Origin of the sequence: Hymenobacter sedentarius (genome assembly GCF_001507645.1) — a bacterium.
Taxonomy (GTDB): Bacteria; Bacteroidota; Bacteroidia; order Cytophagales; family Hymenobacteraceae; genus Hymenobacter; species Hymenobacter sedentarius.
Genome location: NZ_CP013909.1, coordinates 1,158,696 through 1,177,635, shown reverse-complemented (window position 1 = coordinate 1,177,635; position 18,940 = coordinate 1,158,696). Strand labels below are relative to the sequence as shown.

18 protein-coding genes and 1 pseudogene are annotated in these 18,940 nt (G+C 64.8%); 14 read left to right on the top strand and 5 right to left on the bottom strand.

Features of this window, described 5'->3' with window-relative positions:
• Positions 1–17 precede the first annotated feature (17 nt).
• The 7 genes from AUC43_RS04965 to AUC43_RS04935 all read left to right on the top strand — a co-directional run bounded on the left by AUC43_RS04965 (position 18) and on the right by AUC43_RS04935 (position 9,070).
• Entirely contained in the window at positions 18–1,613 is a 1,596-nt protein-coding gene (locus tag AUC43_RS04965) for a hypothetical protein (protein ID WP_157780933.1), read from the top strand.
• A complete protein-coding gene (locus AUC43_RS04960; RefSeq protein WP_068190604.1) occupies positions 1,607–2,995 on the top strand; it encodes a glycoside hydrolase family 16 protein in 1,389 nt (462 codons plus the stop codon). The genes AUC43_RS04965 and AUC43_RS04960 overlap by 7 nt, the downstream gene beginning before the upstream one ends.
• A gap of 153 nt (positions 2,996–3,148) precedes the next feature.
• Entirely contained in the window at positions 3,149–3,736 is a 588-nt protein-coding gene (locus AUC43_RS04955) for a hypothetical protein (RefSeq protein WP_068190603.1), read from the top strand.
• Between the two features lie 25 nt (positions 3,737–3,761).
• Positions 3,762–5,081, top strand: a complete 1,320-nt coding sequence (locus AUC43_RS04950; RefSeq protein ID WP_068190601.1) for a hypothetical protein — start codon at positions 3,762–3,764, stop codon at positions 5,079–5,081.
• Between the two features lie 28 nt (positions 5,082–5,109).
• Entirely contained in the window at positions 5,110–6,519 is a 1,410-nt protein-coding gene (locus tag AUC43_RS04945) for a hypothetical protein (protein ID WP_157780932.1), read from the top strand.
• Positions 6,520–6,589: 70 nt separating this feature from the next.
• Entirely contained in the window at positions 6,590–7,135 is a 546-nt protein-coding gene (locus AUC43_RS04940) for a carbohydrate binding domain-containing protein (protein ID WP_068190597.1), read from the top strand.
• Positions 7,136–7,219: 84 nt separating this feature from the next.
• Positions 7,220–9,070 (top strand): hypothetical protein, encoded by a 1,851-nt coding sequence (locus AUC43_RS04935; RefSeq protein WP_068190595.1) that lies wholly within the window; start codon positions 7,220–7,222, stop codon positions 9,068–9,070.
• A gap of 12 nt (positions 9,071–9,082) precedes the next feature.
• Here AUC43_RS04935 and AUC43_RS04930 read toward each other — a convergent pair whose 3' ends face one another.
• Positions 9,083–9,808, bottom strand: a complete 726-nt coding sequence (locus AUC43_RS04930) for a glycosyltransferase family 2 protein (RefSeq protein ID WP_068190592.1) — start codon at positions 9,806–9,808, stop codon at positions 9,083–9,085.
• A gap of 127 nt (positions 9,809–9,935) precedes the next feature.
• Positions 9,936–10,721: an SDR family oxidoreductase gene (locus tag AUC43_RS04925; RefSeq protein WP_068190590.1), complete on the bottom strand. Its 786-nt coding sequence runs from the start codon at positions 10,719–10,721 to the stop codon at positions 9,936–9,938.
• 171 nt (positions 10,722–10,892) lie between these two features.
• On the opposite strand from AUC43_RS04925, the gene AUC43_RS04920 reads away from it, so the two are divergent.
• The 7 genes and pseudogenes from AUC43_RS04920 to AUC43_RS21825 all read left to right on the top strand — a co-directional run bounded on the left by AUC43_RS04920 (position 10,893) and on the right by AUC43_RS21825 (position 17,936).
• Positions 10,893–12,173 (top strand): hypothetical protein, encoded by a 1,281-nt coding sequence (locus AUC43_RS04920; protein ID WP_068190588.1) that lies wholly within the window; start codon positions 10,893–10,895, stop codon positions 12,171–12,173.
• 96 nt (positions 12,174–12,269) lie between these two features.
• Entirely contained in the window at positions 12,270–12,800 is a 531-nt protein-coding gene (locus AUC43_RS04915) for a 3-hydroxyanthranilate 3,4-dioxygenase (RefSeq protein ID WP_068190585.1), read from the top strand.
• 7 nt (positions 12,801–12,807) lie between these two features.
• The gene (locus AUC43_RS04910) at positions 12,808–14,085 is read left to right on the top strand and encodes a glycosyltransferase family 39 protein (RefSeq protein ID WP_157780931.1); all 1,278 of its coding nucleotides are present in this window, start codon (positions 12,808–12,810) and stop codon (positions 14,083–14,085) included.
• Positions 14,086–14,126: 41 nt separating this feature from the next.
• The gene (locus AUC43_RS04905; protein WP_068190581.1) at positions 14,127–15,161 is read left to right on the top strand and encodes an amidohydrolase family protein; all 1,035 of its coding nucleotides are present in this window, start codon (positions 14,127–14,129) and stop codon (positions 15,159–15,161) included.
• Between the two features lie 71 nt (positions 15,162–15,232).
• Positions 15,233–16,513: a kynureninase gene (gene kynU, locus AUC43_RS04900; RefSeq protein ID WP_068190579.1), complete on the top strand. Its 1,281-nt coding sequence runs from the start codon at positions 15,233–15,235 to the stop codon at positions 16,511–16,513.
• Positions 16,514–16,596: 83 nt separating this feature from the next.
• The gene (locus AUC43_RS04895) at positions 16,597–17,280 is read left to right on the top strand and encodes a hypothetical protein (RefSeq protein WP_068190578.1); all 684 of its coding nucleotides are present in this window, start codon (positions 16,597–16,599) and stop codon (positions 17,278–17,280) included.
• 63 nt (positions 17,281–17,343) lie between these two features.
• A pseudogene (locus tag AUC43_RS21825) lies at positions 17,344–17,936 on the top strand (alpha-ketoglutarate-dependent dioxygenase AlkB family protein).
• Positions 17,937–18,007: 71 nt separating this feature from the next.
• On the opposite strand, the gene AUC43_RS04885 reads toward AUC43_RS21825, so the two are convergent.
• From AUC43_RS04885 to AUC43_RS04880, 3 genes are all read right to left on the bottom strand, one after another.
• Positions 18,008–18,235, bottom strand: coding sequence for a hypothetical protein (locus tag AUC43_RS04885; protein ID WP_199243496.1), 228 nt, complete (start codon positions 18,233–18,235; stop codon positions 18,008–18,010).
• A gap of 96 nt (positions 18,236–18,331) precedes the next feature.
• Positions 18,332–18,463, bottom strand: a complete 132-nt coding sequence (locus AUC43_RS21695) for a hypothetical protein (RefSeq protein WP_257721715.1) — start codon at positions 18,461–18,463, stop codon at positions 18,332–18,334.
• The gene (locus AUC43_RS04880; RefSeq protein ID WP_157780930.1) at positions 18,460–18,939 is read right to left on the bottom strand and encodes a hypothetical protein; all 480 of its coding nucleotides are present in this window, start codon (positions 18,937–18,939) and stop codon (positions 18,460–18,462) included. The genes AUC43_RS21695 and AUC43_RS04880 overlap by 4 nt, the downstream gene beginning before the upstream one ends.
• Position 18,940 lies beyond the last annotated feature (1 nt).

Here is an 18,940-nt window from a genome sequence, read left to right as displayed (position 1 = left end):
TGCTTTCTATCAACTTCATGCTTGACTTTCCCCGTTCTTCTCCTCTCCAACGGTGGGTGGTGCCCGCCTTTTTTGCGGCGGTGCTGGTGATGGGCTTGCTGCTTTATCGCGACTACGGGTTTTCGATTGACGAAAATCAGCAGCGCGACACCGGCATGGTCTCGCTCAAGCACGTGGCCCAACAAATCGCGCCGGCCTGGGTAGCGGCCGACCATGAGTTTGACCGCTACCAGACGCCGCTGATGCAGTATTACGACTGCGATTACGGGGTGGCCTTCGAAACGCCGGTGTCGTTTCTGGAGCGGCTGTTGGGCTACAACGACATCCGCCATAAGTTTCAGTTGCGCCATTTGTGCACGTTTCTGGTGTGTTTCGGGGGGCTCATTGCCATGTACCAGCTCGCGGCACGGCGTTTTCGCGATTGGCGAGTTGGGCTGCTGGCGGCGCTGTGGCTGCTGCTCTCGCCCCGGCTCTTCGCCGACTTTTTCTACAACGACAAGGACGCTGTGTTTATGGCCTTGTTCGTCATCGCCACCAACACCGGCGTGAGGCTGCTGCGGCGGCCCACCGCGGGCCGCGTCATTTGGCACGCGCTGGCCTGCGCCATCACCATCGACGTGCGCATCATGGGCGTGCTGCTGCCCCTGGCCACGGTGGGCATGCTGGCCTGGCGCGGCCTGCTCGGTGAACTGAAATGGCCGCGCGTGCTGGGGGCCGGCGTTGCGTACGGCGTGCTAACGAGCGGCCTGGTGGTGTTGTTCTGGCCGTATTTGTGGTCCAACCCGCTCGAGAACTTCTTGGCGGCGTTCCACAACATGAGTGCTTTCCGGTGGGGCGGCTCGGTGCTGTATATGGGCAACATGACGCTGGCCACGGACCTGCCCTGGCACTACGCCCTGGTCTGGATTGCCATCACCACGCCGCTGCTGTACCTGGGCATGGGCCTGCTGGGCATTGGGCTGGTTATCCGCGCGATGGTGCGCCAGCGCTGGCGCCTGTGGGCCAGCGAGGAGCAGATGCAGGACGTCCTGTTTCTGGCGCTGTGCCTGGGCCCGCTGCTGGCCGTCATTGTGCTGCACTCGGTGCTTTACGATGGCTGGCGGCAGCTCTATTTTGTTTATCCACCCTTTCTGTTGCTGGCCCTGCGCGGGTGGGTAGCCGCCGCGCACTGGCGGCCCCGCTGGGCCTACTGGCCCCAGGCCGTGCGCGCCGCCACCGCCTTCGGGATGCTGGCAGTGGCCGTGCAAATGGTGCGCGACCATCCCTTCCAGAACGTGTACTTTAACCTGCTGGCCGGCCGCCACGTGGCCGAGCGGTTCGAGATGGATTACTGGGGCCTGGGCTATCAGCAGGACCTGAAGTACATTGCCACCCACGACCCGCGGCCGTCCATTGCCGTGTATGCGCCGCCGCCCAACCCCACGGCCATGGCCCGCGAAATGCTGCCCAGCGCCCTGCGCGAGCGGCTGGTGATAGTATACAGCCCCGAGGCCGCCGACTACTTCATCACCAACTACCGCTGGCACCCCGAGCCGTACCCCTACCCCAACGAAGTATACCAAATCCGGGCCGATGGCCGGCGCGTGCATTCGGTGTTCCGGTTGCGATGGTAACGGCGGCTTCCTTTACGTACCTGAGCCGCTGGCAACGCTGGGCCAGGCTCTGGCTGCTGGTGGCCTTGCTCGCCAGCGGGGCGGCCCCGGCCCGTGCCCAGGGCCCACCGCCCAACTACGCCGATTACAAGATGCTGTGGGCCGAGGAATTCAACCAGGACGGCGACAGCACCCTGCTGGCGCCGCGCTGGGGCTTTGCCTACCCGTGGGGTCGCAACATTGTGGGCAATGCTGAAACCGAGTACTACACGGGCACGGAGGTGCACACCCGCGGCGGGCTGCTGTACCTCACGGCCACCCGGCTGGCGCAGCCCCGGCGCTACCAGCTGGGCCAAGAGGTGCGGCAGCTGCGCTACACGGCGGGCATGCTGCACAGCCTGCTGCCGGGGCTCGACTCGCTGCGGCTGGCGCCGTGCCCGCCCACGCCGGGCGGCTTCGGCTACGGCATGTTTGAAATCCGTTGCCGGCTGCCCAAGGGCTACGGGGCGTTTCCGGCGTTCTGGCTGGCCGGGCACGACGAATTCGATATTATGGAAGCCGCCGACGGTGGCTTCGGCAACAACGCCGTGGCCCATGCCAACGGCTACTGGCGGCCGGCCCTGGCGCAGGCACAGGCCTGCCAATGCCTTTTTTACTCCACCGTGCCGGGGCATTTTTCCAGCCTTTTCCATACCTATACCCTGCGCTGGGAGCCGGGCCAGCTCACGTTTTACTTCGACGGCGTGCCCATTCGGCGCGAAACCCGCTTCCGTACGTTGGGCTGCCCGCTCAACCTGATTGTGAACCTGGCCATGTGGAACTGGGCGTCGCCCGCGCACGACACGATGGCCGTCGACTACATCCGGGTGTGGCAGCCGCGCCACCCGCCGGCGTTCAGCTTTGCGGTGGGCGACTACCGCCAGCCGCCGGTGGGCTACGGGGCCATGCCCCGGTGGGAGCCCCGGGGCTACGTGCCGCCGCCCGGCGTGCAAACCTGGACGCTGGCACCCGACTCGCTCGGCCGCCTTCGGCTCAACCTCACCGACAACCACAACCCGCCCTGCAGCGGCTGGCAGGCCCTGCCCACGACCACGGGCTGGCGCACCCCGTGGCTGGTGCCGCGGCTGCGCGAGGCCCCCGCCACCCAGCTCAACTTTGGCGGAACGGCCGACTTGGCCTGGGCCCTCACCGACGAGTGCGGGCGGGTGCTGCTGGCGGGCACCGCGCCGGCGGGCCAGCCGTGGCGCCCGCACTGGCCGGAGTGGCTGCCCCCGGGCGCGTACCGGCTGCAGCTCCGGCTGCTGAAAACCCCGGGCCCGGCCGTCTGGCACCCGCTGTATATCGTCGACTTCCCTACCCTGACCCCGGATTCGGCCTGGCTGGCGGCCCCGGCCGGGCCATAAGGCCGCGGGGCCAGCCCAACCGGACCCATTCGTACCGTACTTTGACCTCAACAATGGCCCTAACCTTTGCCCTGCCGTCCGCCTGTTGCTTTTTTACAGAAGTTGAGCTGGCTCTTCCCCTGGCTTATCAATCTTCGCTTGCCCTTGCCAATAATGCGCTACCTGTTACTGTCTAAGAAAAAGGGGCTGGCTCCCGTCCTCGCCGGGTTGGGCTGGGTGGTGCTGGCGGCGGGAGGAACGGCATGTAGCTCCCACGACCCCGCCGATGGCACTTGGATAGGCGACGACGTGACCCGCAACGATTTTGAAGCCGTGGCCGGCTGGGGCGGCGCCGACCACTCGACCCTCACCCGCGACCATGCCCACTCCGGCCGCTACGCCGTGCTCGTGGACTCGACCCACACTACGGGCCTCATGTTCGACCTGCCGCTGTACGAAGCCAGCGTGCACACGCTACAGGCCATGGAAGTCGAAGCCTGGGTGTACCTGCCCAATGATAAAGCGGACGCCACCTTGCAGGTAGAGGCCGTAGCGGAAGGCGGCACCGCGCCGCTCTACTCGGAGCAGCTGCCGCTGCTGTCGCAAGTCAGCGACTTTAAGCGGTGGACGCGGGTGCAGCACATCTTCCACCTGCCCGGGGGGCTGCCCGGCAGCACGCACCTGCGCCTGTACCTGAAACGGGGCACGAACCCGGGCCCGGTGTACCTCGACGACATTCGGGTGAAAGCCCGGGAATGGTAGCTTTCGCGCTGTGTTTAATCCTTCCTTGATAACACGCTGGCGGTCCATTCGCCCCATTGTCTGGCAACTGGGGGCGTATGCCGCCTTCTGGGCCCAGGTGCGCCTGTTTACGGACCTGCGTGGGCATTTTAGCCCTTATGTGCAGCCGCTGCTGCTGGCAGGGGCTGCGCTTCTACTCAGTGTGTTCGCGGTTTTGCACTTTTTGCACCGGCCGGCTCCCACTACAGGTCCTACGCCAGCCCAAGCCGCCACCCGCCTCGCCTGGGGAGGGCTGGCCTTGCTGCTGGGCGGCGCCTGGGTACTCTACTACCAGGCGCCCAACATTGTAAACAGCCCCGTTGACGTCCGCTATTCCGACGTCATTCCCATCGTGCAGAACTACGTGGGCCGCTTCCGGAGCGGGGAAGTTGTGTACCGCTACATCACCAACCTGCCTTATCCGTTATTTCCCAACCATTTGCCTTTGCAGTGGCTGCCCTACGTGCTGCCCGACGAGCTGGGGCTCGACTACCGGTGGTGGAGCCTGGGCCTGCTGCTGCTGCTGGGCTTTGGGGCGTGGCAGGTGGCACTGGCGCAGCAGCGCATCGGATGGCTGGAGTTTGCGCTGAAGGCGTTGCTGCCGGCTTTTGTGCTGGTGCACATCCTTAAACACGACCCCTTCATCTACGCACAGGTGCTGGAGCCCACCATCATTGCGTATTACTGCGTGCTGGCAGCCAGCGTATTGTCACGCTCGGCGCTGGCGCAGGCGGCAGCGCTGGTGCTGTGCTTGCTGTCGCGCTACTCGGTGGTGCTGTGGGTGCCGTTTTATCTCTGGGTGCTGTGGCGGGAGGTGGGCCGGCGGCACTCGCTGGTGGTGGCGGGCCTAACCTTGCTGGGCATCGTGGGGCTGTACGTGGTGCCGTTTCTGTCGAAGGACTGGACCATTTTTACCCACGCCCTGAATGAATACCGCATTGCCACGGTGGGCGAGTGGAGCCGCTCCGACGGCCCCGGAGGCAACCCCGACCATATTTTCAACGGCCTGGGCATGGCTTCCTGGTTTTACAGCTATGCCCCTGGCGACCTGCTCCACAAGATTACCTGGCTGCAGCGCACCCACTTGCTGGCCGGCGGCACCACCGTGCTGGCCGGGGCGGCGCTGTACTGGCGCCTGCGCCACCGCCTCGACTACCGCCTGCTGGCGCTGGTAGTGCTGCAGCTCTACCTCACGGTTTTTTACCTGTTCCTGCAGATTCCTTACGCCTACCTGTTTTCGCTCACGCTGTTCACCTCGGCTTTTCTGGTGCTGGCGGTGGGCGGGAGCTGGTGGCGGCCGGCGCCGGTAGCCCAGGCGCCGGCCTAGCGTTGGCGTTTTCTTCTTTCTGTACCACATGGCCTCGCCCTTTTCTTTCCGCTGGTCCCGTCTGCCTTGGTTGCTCTTGGCCAGCCTGGTACTGTTGTACGCGGGCCTCTACAACGGCTTTCCCCTGGTCACGTCCGACACCGGCACCTACCTCAACAGCGCCCTAAATTTCACCGTGCCCGACGACCGGCCCATTACCTACGGCCTGTTTGCGCGGGCTGCCGCGCTGGGCTTTTCGCTGTGGTTCGTGGTCTTTTTTCAGTGCCTGATACTCGGCGGTTTGCTACTACGCTACATCCGCGAGTTTGCGCCCCGGGTCGCACACCCGGCGGCGCAGCTGGCCCTGCTCACGCTGGGGGTTTGGGCCACGGGCGTGTCGTGGTTTAGCAGCCAGCTTATGCCCGACATTTTCACGCCGATTGGGCTGATGACGCTGGCGCTGGTCTTGCTCGGCCGCTCGCGCTCGGGCCTGGAGCGCGCCGCCTGGCTGGCCTTGGCGCTGCTGGCCGGCCTGATGCACACATCTAACCTGCTCACCTTTAGCCTGGTCGTTTTCGGCTTGGGTTTGGGGGCATGGCGGGGTGGGTGGTTTTCACGGGGCTTGCTGCGCCGGCGCGACTGGCAGCTGGCCACGGCCGTGGTGCTGGCGGGGTGGCTGGTGCTGCCTACGTTGCACCTGGCCTTCGGCGGGGGCTTCACGCTTTCGCGCGCTTCGCCGGCGTTTCTCATGGCTCGGCTCAACGAGTCCGGTATTCTGGAGCGGTTCCTCGACCGCGAGTGCGCCACCGGCCACTACGCCCTGTGCGCCTACCGCGACAAGCTGCCCAACGACGCCGTTACGTTTATGTGGGATGGCAACAGCCCGCTGAACCTGGCCGGCGGCTGGAACGCCACGCGCGCCGAGTACCAGCACATCATCGGCAAAATAGCCCGCTCGCCGCGCTACTATCCCTACCTGGCATCAGAAACGGCCCAGGCCACGCTCCGCCAGCTCACCCACGTGGGGCTGGGCGATGGACTCACGCCTTTTCGGGAAAACACCAATCCGTACTGGAAGGTGGGCGAATTCCGCACCTACGAGCTCAAGGAGTATCTGTCCTCGATGCAAAATCATAACCTGCTGTCGTTTAGCAGCCTCAACGAGCGGGTGTACCTGGCGTACGTGCTGGCCCTACTGGCAGGGCTGCTGGGCCTGAGCAGCCCCGCCGTGCGCCGCTGGGCCGGCGCGCCCACGGCCCTGCTCCTCACAGTGCTGGGCCTGGGCATCGGGGCCAATGCCCTGGTCACCGGCGCCCTGGCCAACGTGCTCGACCGCCTGCAGGCCCGCACCGCCTGGCTCCTGCCGTTTGTGGTGCTGGTGCTGGCCACCGAAATGCTCCTGACGTGGTGGGCGGCCCGGCACGCCCCGGCTCCCGAGCCCGTTTTCACCCCCGAATAAATGATTTCCAGCCGACGACGGGCATTGCAAGCGCATGTATACCTTTGGCTTGTTTAGCACTTGTCTTTTTATGAAATTCACTACTCTACTGGCCTTGTTCGCCACTGCGACCGCCGTTGCGGCCTGCGGCGACGACACCAAAAAGAATACTTCCGAGGGCACCCTGGTCACGGAGAACGATTTCGAAAGTACGGCGGGCTGGGGCGTCGACCCCGCCGCGCTTTCCCGCGAGCAAGCCCACTCCGGCACCTATTCCATCTTCATCGACCCCTCCCGCGAGTTCAGCCTGACTTACGAGAACGCGCTGGGCCAGCTTAGCCCCCAGAAGTTCAAGAAAATTCGCCTCAGCGCTTGGGTCTATCTGCAAAGCCCCAAGGGCAACGGCTCGCTGGGCATCCAAATCACCGACCCGGCCCAGGGCAACAAGGCCGTTAGCGGGGAGGGCATTGGCCTGGCCGATGTGGTGAAGAAATACAACACCTGGGTGCAGGTAAGCAAGGACATGGTACTGCCCGACAACATCACGTCGGCCAACCACCTCAAAGTGTTTTTGTGGCGCGGCATGGCCACCCAGGCCATCTACGTCGACGACATTCGCATCAGCATCCTCGAATAGCGCCGCGGCGGGCGCCAGCCGTTGCATCACCCTGGTTTTGGCCCGCGGCTGCCTACAGCCGCGGGCCTGTTTTTGCGTAATTCCATGAAGCTTCGTGCGCCGCTTTCGCTGGCTGTGGTCCTGGTGTTGTTTCTGCTGCTGGTGCAGGTCCGGCTGTGGGCGCCCTATTTTGAGACACACAACGTCACGGCCGTCCTCACCTGGGATGCCATGGGCCACTACCTGTACCTGCCGGCGCAGTTCATCTACCACGACTTGTCGCGGCTGGCCTTTATCCCCGACATCATGCGGGAGTACCAGCCCACGGGGTCTTTCTACCAAGCCTTTCCGGCGCCCGATGGCCCGAACGGCGCCATGGTGATGAAGTACCCCATTGGCGTGGCCCTGCTCAATACGCCCTTCTTCTGGCTGGGCCACTGGGCCGCCGGACGCTGGCACTATGCCCAGGACGGCTTTTCGGCCCCGTACCAGATAGCCATTGCCTTTGGCAGCCTGCTGTATTCGCTGCTGGCGCTGGGCCTGCTCCGGCGAGTGCTGCTTCGCTACGTTTCCGATGCGGTGGCGGCCATCACGCTGGGGCTTATTGTACTGGGTACCAACTACCTGCAGTACTCGGCCATCGACGGGGCCATGGCCCATAATTATGGCTTTACGCTGTATGCAGTGCTGCTCTGGCTTACGGTGCGCTGGCACGAGCGGCCGCAGCGCTGGCTGGCGGCGGCCATTGGCCTCACGCTGGGGCTGCTGGTGATTGTGCGGCCGTCGGACCTGGTGGCCGGGCTGCTGCCGGTGCTCTGGGGCGTGACGTCGGTATCGGCGGCGCGCCAGAAGCTGGCCTTGCTGCGCGGGCGCTGGGGCGACGTGGCCCTGCTGCTCGGCTTTGGGCTGCTGGGCGTGCTGCCCCAGCTGCTGTACTGGAAATGGGCCAGTGGGCACTTTTTCGTGTACAGCTACGAGGAACAGGGCTTCAGCTTTCTGAAACCGCATACCTGGCAGGTGCTGTTCAGCTTTCGCAAGGGCTGGCTGATATACACGCCGCTTATGGCCCTGCCGCTGCTGGGCCTGGCCGTGCTCTGGCGGCGCAACCGGGCGGTGGGTGTGCCGGTGCTGGTGTATTTTCTGGTGAACCTGTGGGTGGTATCGGCCTGGGACATCTGGTGGTACGGCGGCAGCTTTGGGCAGCGGGCGCTGGTGCAGTCCTACGCCGCACTGGCTTTGCCGCTGGCCTACCTGCTGGCCTGGCTGGGCGAGCCCCAACCCGGCCGGGCAGCCCTGCGCGGCGCGGCCCTCATCGCCTGCGTGCTGCTCGTGAACCTGAATCTGGTGCAGCACTGGCAGTACATGAACGGCATCATGGACGGCGAGAACATGAACCGGCGCTACTACGCCGCCATTTTCGACACTCCGCGCCCCACCCAGGACCAGCTCAACCTGTTCGACACCAGGCACCGCCTGCCGGGTGGCATTGAGGCCTACACCCGCCGCGAACTGGCGCGACTCACCCTAGATGACCTACCCGTAGCTGCCGAAACGGGCATCACCGCCGACGCGGGCTACAACAGCCGGCAATCATACCGCACCGACCCGGCCCGCCCCTACAGCCCCACCCTCAACGTGCGGCTGCGCGACGCCCAGCTCCACGGCGGGCAGTGGGTGCGCGGCAGCGTGATGGTGAATTCCGAGTACGGCGCCTGGGGCCAGAAGCTGGTGGTGAGCCTGGAGCGCCAGGGCAAGACCGTGCAGTGGGAAAATGCCCGCTTGCAGAATGCCCTCAGCATTAGCCACCGGTGGACGCCCGTGTGGCTGGACGTGCCGCTACCCGCCGATGCCCGGCCCGACGATGTGCTCAAAGTATTTGTGCTCAACGAAAACGGCTCGCCCTGCTACCTCGACGATATCCGGGCCGAAGCCCTGACGCCCAAGGCCGGGTGGTAGCGCGTGCGCTGCTTACTGCCCCAGCAGCCCGTACTTGAGAATGCAGTAGATGGCCCGGAAGCCGTCGCGCCAGCCTATCTTTTTGCCCTCGGCGTAGGTGCGGCCATAGTAGCTGATGCCCACTTCGTAGATGCGCACGTGGGGCACGCGGGCCACTTTGGCCGTCACCTCGGGCTCGAAGCCGAAACGCTTTTCCTCCAGCTGCAGGCCCTGGATGATGTCGCGCCGGAACATCTTGTAGCAGGTCTCCATGTCGGTCAGGTTCAGGTCGGTCACCATGTTCGAAAACAGGGTGAGCCAGTAGTTGCCGATGCTGTGCCAGAAGAATAGGATGCGGTGCGGGTTGCCGCCCATAAAACGCGAGCCAAACACGACGTCGGCAAAGCCTTTGAGAATGGGTTTGATGAGCAGGTTGTACTCCTCGGGGTCGTACTCCAGGTCGGCGTCCTGAATGATGACGTAGTCGCCGGTGGCCTCGCGGATGCCCGTGTGTAGGGCCGCCCCTTTCCCCTGGTTCACGGCGTGCTCCAGCAGGCGCAGGCCCATTTCGGGGTAGCGCGCGGCGTAGGCCCGAATGGTATCACCGGAGCCGTCGGTGGAGCAGTCGTTGACCAGGATGATTTCCTTGCCGATGTTATTCACCAGCTTCAGCTCGCGCAGCAAATCCAGAATCTGATGGATGGTACGGGCTTCGTTGTAAACCGGGATAACGATGGAAAGGGTATCGAATTTTACCACAAGAAAAACGCGGGGCGCAGCTGGAAAGAAACAAAGGTAGTTTTAATGCGGAGCTCGGAAGAAAGCGAAAGCGTGATGTTCAAATAAAGCCTCCTTCTCGTGGCCGGCTGCCGCATCGGGCGCCGCGCTACAGGCTTCCTGTGCGCCCGCCGTCTACTGGCACGCTGGTGCCGTTGATGTAGCCGGCGGCCGGGGAGGCCAGGAAGGCAACGGCCGCGGCCACTTCCTCGGGAAGGCCGAAGCGCCGGGCCGGGATGAGCTTGAGCATCTCGGCTTCGACGGCCTCGGCCGACTGGCCGGTTTGGGCGGCTTTTTTCTCCACCAGCGAAATGTGCCGCTGGGTGAGCGTGGCACCGGGCAGCACGTTGTTGACAGTGATGCCGTGCGAGCCCAGCTCATTGGCCAGGGTTTTGGCCCAACTCGCCACCGCCCCGCGGATGGTGTTGCTTACGCCAAGCCCCGGCAGCGGAATTTTCACGGAGGTGCTCACGATGTTGATGATGCGCCCAAACCCCGCCTGCCGCATGGCTGGCACCACGGCCTGGGCCAGCAGGTGGTTGCACACCACGTGCTGCTGGAAGGCCGCCTGCAGGGCGGCCACGGGCGCCTCGAGCAGGGGCCCGCCGGGAGGGCCGCCGGTGTTGTTCACCAGAATGTGAAAGCCGGTGGGGTGTTGGGCCAGGTAATCCTGCACTACTTGGGCCAGGTGCTCGGGGTCGTTGAAATCGGCCACCAAATAATCGTGCTCGTGGCCGGTGGGGGCGGGCAGCTCGGCCACCACCTCGCGCAGGCGCTCTTCGTTGCGGGCCAGCAGTGTGATGGCGCAGCCGTGCTCGGCCAAAAGTTGGGCCACTGCGCGGCCGATGCCTTGGGTGCTGCCGCCCACCAGGGCGCGATACGGGAGTAGGTCCATGGGAAGGATTGAGCTGAGTGGAGCCGCAAAATGGGCAAGCTGGGCGGTAGCCGAGAAGACTTGCCCGTAAAAGTGCGAAATTGGGCACAAAATAGTGACGAGTTTTAGGCGAGGTACTGCTCTGGCCGCTTGCTGCTTTCCTTCTATCTGCCCGTATCTACTGCCTCAAGCATGCTTGCTCTCTTTCCTGCCGTGGCCCCGGCACTCCGCGTTGAGCAGGCTCGCTTTCCGCTTTCCTTTGCCCCATGCCTGGTGGGAGCCGGGGCGTGGTGCAGCGCGCTGGTGCTGCTGGTGCTGGCCCTGGATGCGGCCTTCCCAAGCGCGTGGCACCTCACGCAAGGCGCCTTTGGACACTGGGACGCCCTGCACTACCTGCACATCCGCCTGCACGGCTACGACGTGATGCGAACGGCATTCTTTCCGCTTTTTCCTTTCCTGTGGCGCTGGCTGAACGTATCGGCCGTGACCATAAGCCTGCTCAACCTCGGGCTGTTTGCTGTCAGCTTCGCGGTGCTGGCCTGGCAGTTTGCCTGGTCGCGGCGGCAAATGGCTTTGTTGCTCACCGTGCCTTCGTTGCTGTTTATGGTCCTGCCGTACAGCGAGGCCGTATTCTTTGCCAGCGGGGTGTTGGTGCTGGTGGCGCTGCGCCAAAACGTGCTGTGGCTGTATTGCCTGGGCTTGGTGTTGAGTTGCACGAGCCGGTCGGCGGCGTTTGTGATGCTGCCTGCGGTGGTGGCCACGTTTGTGCTGGCTTACCGGGACCGGCGGGCCGGGCTTTGGCCTACGCTGGCTGCAGCGGGCGCCACGCTATTGGGCCTGGGCATCAGCGTGGTGGTGCATTATTGGTACACGGGACGGTGGTTTGTGTTCTTTGCCGCCCAGCGCCTCTGGGACAACCGCTTGCGCTGGCCTGCCCTGCCCCTGGCCAACTGGGGCGGGTCGTTTCAAACCCGCTTCGAAGCCCCGGCCCTGCTCATTGGGCTGGGCTGCGCGGCGGGACTAGGCTGGCTCGCATACCGGCACTGGCGCCGGCCGCTGCCCGCTTCGGCCCGGCCGGCTGTCTTTTCGTTGGCGTACGTGGCAGGCATCACGCTGGTCACGCTGGCCACCAAGGGCGGCGTGCTGGTCAGTTTGAGCCGCTACGTATACGCCACGCCCTACTTCCTGCTGCTGCTGGCGGAGTTCGTGCGCCGCGTGCGGCTGTCCAACCGGCAGCTGCTAGCGCTACTTGGGCTGATGGAAGTAACTTGGTTGGGCTTGTTTGCCGCGTATGGCCATATTCGCACCCTGCTGGGCTTTACGTTGGTGAGCGGCGCGGTGCTGCTGTGGGCGCTCAATGCCCACCTGCACCCGCGGGTGCGGCGGCTGGCGCTGCTGCCTACCTTGCTGGTGGGCACGGGGCTGTTGCTGTGGCTGCTCGCCCGTTTTTTGCAGCACGAGTGGGTGGCCTAGGCCGGCCGCTCGGTTGTTTTTACGAGCCGGCGCTTGGTACGCCGCCAGTCCCTGTTTCGCGCTTTTTTGTCTTTTCCACCTTCATCCGCCCATCCTATGCCCATCGCCCGCCCCTTCAACTTCCAACAGTGGATTGACGAACACCGCCATTTGCTGAAGCCGCCAGTGGGCAACCAGCAGGTATTCAAAGATAACAAGGACTTCATCGTGATGGTAGTGGGCGGCCCCAACGCCCGCAAAGATTACCACGTGGACGCCGGCGAGGAGCTGTTCTGGCAAATCGAAGGCACGATGACGGTGAAAATCATCGAAGACGGCCAGCCGGTGGACATCCCCATCGGGCCCGGCGAGATGTTCCTGCTGCCGCCCAACGTGCCCCACTCGCCCCGCCGCCCGGCCGGCACGGTGGGCCTGGTGCTGGAGCGCTACCGCGAGCCCGGCGAGCTCGACGGCTTTCAGTGGTACTGCGAAAACTGCGGCCACAAGCTCTACGAGGAGTTCGCCGTCATCACCGACATCGTGGCCCAGCTCCCGCCCATCATGAACAAGTTCTGGGCTTCGGAGGACCTGCGCACCTGTAAAAACTGCGGCACCTACATGGAGGCGCCCGCGCCAGTGGCCGGCTAAGCGGGTGGTGCGTTCGCTACACGTGTGGCTGGTGGTGGCGGTGCTGGCCACGCTGGCCGTGTTTCAGGACCGGCCGTGGAAGGCGCTGGATGTACTGGATTACGATGCGGGCGGCTACTACGCTTACCTGCCGTCGGCCTTTATCTACCACGACCTCGGCCGGGCCGACTCGTTGCAACGGCTGGCCCTGGCCGCCGGCCGGCCCCAGGAGCGGGGCCTTTACACGCTGCCCGATGGCCGCGTAATATCGAAATACCCGCTGGGCGTGGCACTGGGCGAGCTGCCGTGGTTTGCGGGCGCGCATGCCTACGCTTGCCTCAGCCACCGCTACCGCGCCGATGGCTTTTCGCGCCCCTACCAGCACAGCGTCATGCTGGCCGGGCTGGTGTATGGCCTGCTGGGCCTGTGGATAGTGCGCAAGCTGCTGCTGCACTTCTTCGACGACCGCCGCACGGCCTGGGCACTGGCTGGCGTGGGGCTGGGCACCAACTATTTCAACTACTGCACTTACGACGCGGCCATGGCGCACGCGGCCTTATTTATGTGGCAGGCGGCCTTGCTGTACTGCACCGTGCGGTGGTACGAAACGTTCCGGCCGCGCTGGGCCGTGGGCGTGGGGCTTTTCCTGGGCCTGGCCACGCTCTGCCGCTTCACCGAAGCCCTGTATGTTGTGATTCCGCTCACCTGGGGCATCACGTCGTGGGCGGCGCTGCGGCAGCGGCCGGCGCTGCTGCTGGCGCACGCCGGCCAATGGGGCCTGGCGGCGGCCGTGGGGGCGGCAGTGCTGAGCCTGCAATTCCTGTTCTGGCGCGTCGTGTCCGGGCACTGGGTGGTCGACAGCTACAGTGTGGAACACTTCTACTTTTCGCAGCCTCACGTGCTGTACGGGCTCTTTAGCTTCCGCAAGGGCTGGCTGCTGTACACGCCCCTGGCCGGGCTGATGCTGCTGGGCCTGGTGGCCGCTCGGCGACGCCTGCCGGCCGCGGTGGTGCCGGCGCTGGTGCTGCTGCCAGTGCTGCTCTACGTTACCTTTAGCTGGGAGGCGTGGTGGTACGGCGGCGGTTTCAGCGCCCGGCCGTTGGTCAGCCTCTACCCGCTGCTGGCGTTGCCCCTTGCGGCGCTGCTGGCCGTGGCCCGTGGCTGGAGCCGGCCGCTCCAAGCGGGGCTGCAAGCGGCCGTGGTGCTGTGCATCACGCTTAACTTGTGGCAAACCTGGCAGTACGCCACCGGCTATTTGCTCGACGACAAAAACACCCGCGAGCTGTATTTCAGTAAGTTTTTTTAATCGTCCTATCCCCTCTAATCCCTAGCTCGCCCGCCCCACCCGTGCTTTCCATCGACATCCACACCCACATCCTGCCCGAGCGCTGGCCCAACTTAGCGGAGCGCTACGGCTACGGGGGCTTCATCCGGCTAGAGCACCACAAGCCGTGCTGCGCCCGCATGATGCAGGACGACAAGTTCTTCCGCGAGGTACAAGACAACTGCTGGGACCCGGCCGTGCGGCTGCGCGAGTACAACCAGTTTGGGGTGCAGGTGCAGGTGCTGAGCACCGTGCCCGTGATGTTCAGCTACTGGGCCAAGCCTGCCGACTGCCTCGACTTGAGCCAGCTGCTCAACGACCACATTGCCGACGTGGTGCACCGCTACCCCACCCGCTACGTGGGGCTGGGCACCATTCCGATGCAGGCACCCATGCTGGCCATCCAGGAGCTGGAGCGCTGCATGAAAATTGGGCTGGCCGGCGTTCAAATCGGCTCGCACGTAAACGACTGGAACCTCGACCAGCCGGAGCTCTTTGAAGTATTTGCCGCCGCCCAGGAGCTAGGCGCCTGCGTATTTGTGCACCCCTGGGACATGATGGCCCAGCAGAAAATGCCCAAGTACTGGCTGCCCTGGCTGGTGGGCATGCCCGCCGAAAGCACCCTGGCGCTCTGCTCCCTGATATTCGGCGGGGTGTTGGAGCGGCTGCCCCGGCTGCGCGTGGCGGTGGCCCACGGCGGGGGCTCGTTTGCCAGCACCATCGGGCGCATCGAGCACGGCTGGCAGGTGCGGCCCGACCTCTGCGCCGTGGACAACCCTCACAATCCGCGCAACTACCTGGGCAAGTTTTGGGTCGACTCCCTGGTGCACGACCCGCTGATGCTCGACTACTTGGTAAAGACCCTCGGGGCCGACAAAATCACGTTGGGCTCGGACTATCCCTTCCCGCTGGGCGAGCTGGAACCCGGCCAGCTCATCAAGTCTATGCCGTTTTCGGATGACATTAAGGCGCAGATGCTGGGCCAGAACGCGCTGGACTGGTTGGGACTGGCCCAGGAGCGATTTATCACGGCACCCTCTCTGCTGGCCGGCCGCTAGGTGGCCATTGCCCGAATCTTTCCGGCCGGCCGCAACGGGGCGCGCTGCCTACCGCCGATATTTGCGCCCGCATGACCTACACCCCCGCTCCTCTCTCCGCTGCCCAACTCGACACCAACGACCCGCTAGCGGCTTTCCGCCAGGAGTTTCACATTCCGCCCGGCCCCGACGGCCGGCCGTGCGCCTACTTCTGCGGCAACTCGCTGGGCCTGCAGCCCAAGGCGGCCCGCGCCGCGGTAGAGCAGGAGTTTGAGGCCTGGGAGCGGCTGGGCGTAGAAGGCCACTTCCACGGCACCTCCCCCTGGATGCACTACCACGAAACGTTGGCTGCGGCCTCGGCCCACCTGGTGGGCGCCCGGCCCCTTGAGGTGGTGGTGATGAACAGCCTCACCGTCAACCTGCACTTGCTGCTGGTGTCGTTTTACCGCCCCACGGCCACGCGCTACAAGATTCTGATGGAAGGCGGCGCCTTCCCATCCGACCAGTACGCCATCGAAAGCCAAGCCCGCCTGCACAGCCTCGACCCCGCCGACGTGATAGTGGAGCTGCTGCCGCGCCCCGGCGAGCACACCCTGCGCACGGGCGACATCGAAGCCACCATTCAGGAGCTGGGCGACTCGCTGGCCACCGTGCTCATCGGGGGAGTAAATTATTATACCGGGCAGGCCTTCGATATGGCCGCCATCACGCGGGCAGGCCACGCGGTGGGCGCGCTGGTGGGCTTCGACCTGGCCCACGCGGCCGGCAACCTGGAGCTGAACCTGCACGACTGGGACGTGGATTTTGCTTGCTGGTGCTCTTATAAGTACCTGAACTCGGGGCCCGGGGGCACGTCGGGCGTGTTTGTGCACGAGCGGTTTGCCCAGCGGCCCGATTTGGTGCGGCTGGCCGGCTGGTGGGGCCACGACCCGTCCGATAGGTTTCAAATGAAAAAAGGCTTCCGGCCCATGCCCGGCGCGGCCGGCTGGCAGCTCTCGAATGCCCAGATTTTCCCGATGGCTATTCACCGCGCGAGCCTCGAGATTGTTGAGCGCGCCGGGGGCATGGCCGCGCTGCGCCGCAAGAGCGAGCAGCTCACCGCCTACCTCGAAACCCTTATCCGCGGGCTGGGGCTGCCCACCACCCAGCTGGAAATCATCACCCCCCCGGACCCCGCCCAACGCGGCTGCCAGCTCTCGGTGCTGGTGCACCAGCGGGGCCGCGAGCTGTTCAACTTCCTGGCCGGCCGGGGCATCATCGCCGATTGGCGGGAGCCCAACGTCATTCGCCTGGCACCCGTGCCGCTCTATAATTCGTTTGAGGATGTAAGCCGGGTGGGCGAGGCGTTGGCGCGCTTCTTCACTGAGGAATGAAGAAAGAGGCCGGAAAAACTACTTCCGCACCTTGCTCGATGCCCCACCCACACCCCTTCTACTTTCCTAATTCCTCAATTGCTATGGAAGATTACGCCGCCAAGATGCTGCTCAAGACCGACGCGGCCCTGCGCGAATACGTGACCGGCCATGTCCAGTACCGCGAAGCCGCCGTGTTGGCGGCCTTCGACGAGTTGCGCCGCCGCGGGCAGCCCGCCCCCGAAGAAGAAGCCCTCCGCCCCGGCCTGGAAGAGGCCGCAGCCGCCCAACGCGCCCTCGAGGAAGCCGCCGAGGCCGAGCGCGAGCAAGCCGCCGTGGCCGCCGACCCCAGCGCGGCGCCCACCGGCCCAGCGCTGTATTCGCCGATTACCATTGTGCTGTTTTCGCTGCCCTTCACCCTGCTGGCCGGCGGCACGCTGCTGGCCATCAACCTGTGGCGGCTGGACCGCAAGCGCGCCCTGCTCGGGCTGCTGCTCTTCATTGGGGCCTACATGCTGGCCGGTGCGCTGGCGCTGCAGTGGGCGCTGCCCCGCTACGGCCTGAGCGCGTGGTACGGGCCCCTGTTCAACCTGCCCGCTATTCTGGCTTATGTGCTGTGGTTCTGGCCCCGCTACGTGGGCGCGGTGAGCTACCGCAACCGCAGCTGGCTCCCGCCCCTGCTGGTGTGCTTTGCGCTGTTGTTTGGCATTCAAAAGCTTAATAACTACCTGATGCAGAAGCAGCCCAAGGAAGTGCGCGAGCAGCTGGAGAAAATGATGCCCAAGTAGCGGGCATTGCCAGGCCGGCGAGTTTTCCGGCAGCTTTCACACGCCCTTTCGCGCCCCTTGCCCATGGCTCTGCTGCCCCTGCTTCTGCCCCAGGCCGACCTGCTGTTTGATCCTGCTTTTTTACCGACGGCTGAAGCTGATGCCCTGCTCACCCAACTCACGGCGGAGGTGGTTTGGGAGCAGCGCGCCATCCGGCTGTTTGGGCAGGAGGTGCCGCAGCCCCGCCTCACGGCCTGGTACGGAGACCCCGCGGCCCACTACACCTACTCGGGCCTGAGCTGGGAGCCGCGGCCCTGGACGCCCGTCCTGCTCTGCCTGCGCCAGCGCATCGAGGCCGCCACCAGCTCAACTTTCAACAGCGTGCTGCTGAATTACTACCGCGACGGCCGCGACAGCATGGGCTGGCACGCTGACGATGAGCCGGAGCTGGGCTCACCCCCGTTATTGCCTCGCTTAGCCTGGGCGCTACCCGGCGCTTCCGTTTGCGGCCGCGCGCCGGGCTGGCGCATGCGCCCCTGGGCCTGGACCTGCCCACCGGCAGCCTGCTGCTCATGCGGGGCGCCACCCAGCGGCACTGGCAGCATGCCTTGCCCAAAACGGCCCGCCCACTTGGCCCCCGGCTCAACCTGACCTTTCGCTGGGTAGAAGCTAGTTGACCTCCGGCTCAACCAACAAAAAGCCCCGGCCTGATTGCAGGCCGGGGCTTTTTGTGAAGCGCAGAGATTAATTACTTGATGTCGAACAGCAGCCCAACGTAGCCAATGCGACCGATGCTGGGCGCGCCGTACACCTGCAGGTTGGGGGCATCGAACAAGTTGGTAGCGCCGGCCTGCAGGGTGGTGTGCAGGCTCTTGAGGGTGTAGCCCACCTGCGCGGCCATGGTTTGGGCCTGGGGCACGGTGCCGGTGGCGAAAGTATACTCGTAGAGGAAGGCCGCTACCCAGCGGTAGTTCACGTTGTAGCTCAACTTGCGGTCCAGCGCCTGGCCGCCGAAGCCCAGGTAGAACTTGTGGCGGGGGGTGTTGAAGAACGACTACTTTACGGCCTTTAATTATTTCGTAATGAGGTATTTGTAGCTGTAGTTGCCGTTCAGCGTCAGGGCCGGCGCTACAGCGTAGGCCAAGGTGAGGCCCGCGCCGTGGCTTTGCACGCGCTGGTCGACGTTGCTGGCAATCTGAATCACGCGCGTGTTGAGGGCGGTGTTCTGGAAGCGTCCACCGGCCGCGGCGCTAATCTGGGCCGTGGTAGCACAATTTCCACGCTGGCCACGTCGAGCACCGGCATGCCCAGCAGGTTGCCGAAGTTGCTGCTCAGGCTGGGCACCTGGGTGTCCATGTAGTCAGCCAGCTGAATCACGCGCTCCGAGCGCGAGGAGTTGAAGCCCCAGGTACTGAAGCTGGAGGTGAGCAGGCTGGAGCTGCTGATGTCGATGCCCTTGAAGCGGCCCAGGCCAGCCACTAGGTCGGCCGTGTTAATCAGCTCTACCTGGCGCAGGTTGAGCTTTTCCACCGTTACGGGCACCTGGCCAATGTTTTCTTCCACGCGGGAAGCAGCTACTACCTCTTGGTCGAGCACAGCGCTGGGCCGGAGCGTGACGGTGCGGGCATGGTTGGAGTCAGTGAGCGGCAGCTCCTGGGTTTCGTAGCCGACAAACGACACG

Excerpts from the sequence above, each read along its gene's own strand:
- AUC43_RS04925 (WP_068190590.1), bottom strand. The coding sequence starts at position 10,721 with ATGGACCTACTCCCGTATCGCGCCCTGGTGGGCGGCAGCACCCAAGGC.
- AUC43_RS04940 (WP_068190597.1), top strand. The coding sequence starts at position 6,590 with ATGAAATTCACTACTCTACTGGCCTTGTTCGCCACTGCGACCGCCGTT.
- AUC43_RS04965 (WP_157780933.1), top strand. The coding sequence starts at position 18 with ATGCTTGACTTTCCCCGTTCTTCTCCTCTCCAACGGTGGGTGGTGCCC.
- AUC43_RS04920 (WP_068190588.1), top strand. The coding sequence starts at position 10,893 with ATGCTTGCTCTCTTTCCTGCCGTGGCCCCGGCACTCCGCGTTGAGCAG.
- AUC43_RS04955 (WP_068190603.1), top strand. The coding sequence starts at position 3,149 with ATGCGCTACCTGTTACTGTCTAAGAAAAAGGGGCTGGCTCCCGTCCTC.
- AUC43_RS04915 (WP_068190585.1), top strand. The coding sequence starts at position 12,270 with ATGCCCATCGCCCGCCCCTTCAACTTCCAACAGTGGATTGACGAACAC.
- AUC43_RS04935 (WP_068190595.1), top strand. The coding sequence starts at position 7,220 with ATGAAGCTTCGTGCGCCGCTTTCGCTGGCTGTGGTCCTGGTGTTGTTT.
- AUC43_RS04945 (WP_157780932.1), top strand. The coding sequence starts at position 5,110 with ATGGCCTCGCCCTTTTCTTTCCGCTGGTCCCGTCTGCCTTGGTTGCTC.
- kynU (WP_068190579.1), top strand. The coding sequence starts at position 15,233 with ATGACCTACACCCCCGCTCCTCTCTCCGCTGCCCAACTCGACACCAAC.
- AUC43_RS04960 (WP_068190604.1), top strand. The coding sequence starts at position 1,607 with ATGGTAACGGCGGCTTCCTTTACGTACCTGAGCCGCTGGCAACGCTGG.
- AUC43_RS04895 (WP_068190578.1), top strand. The coding sequence starts at position 16,597 with ATGGAAGATTACGCCGCCAAGATGCTGCTCAAGACCGACGCGGCCCTG.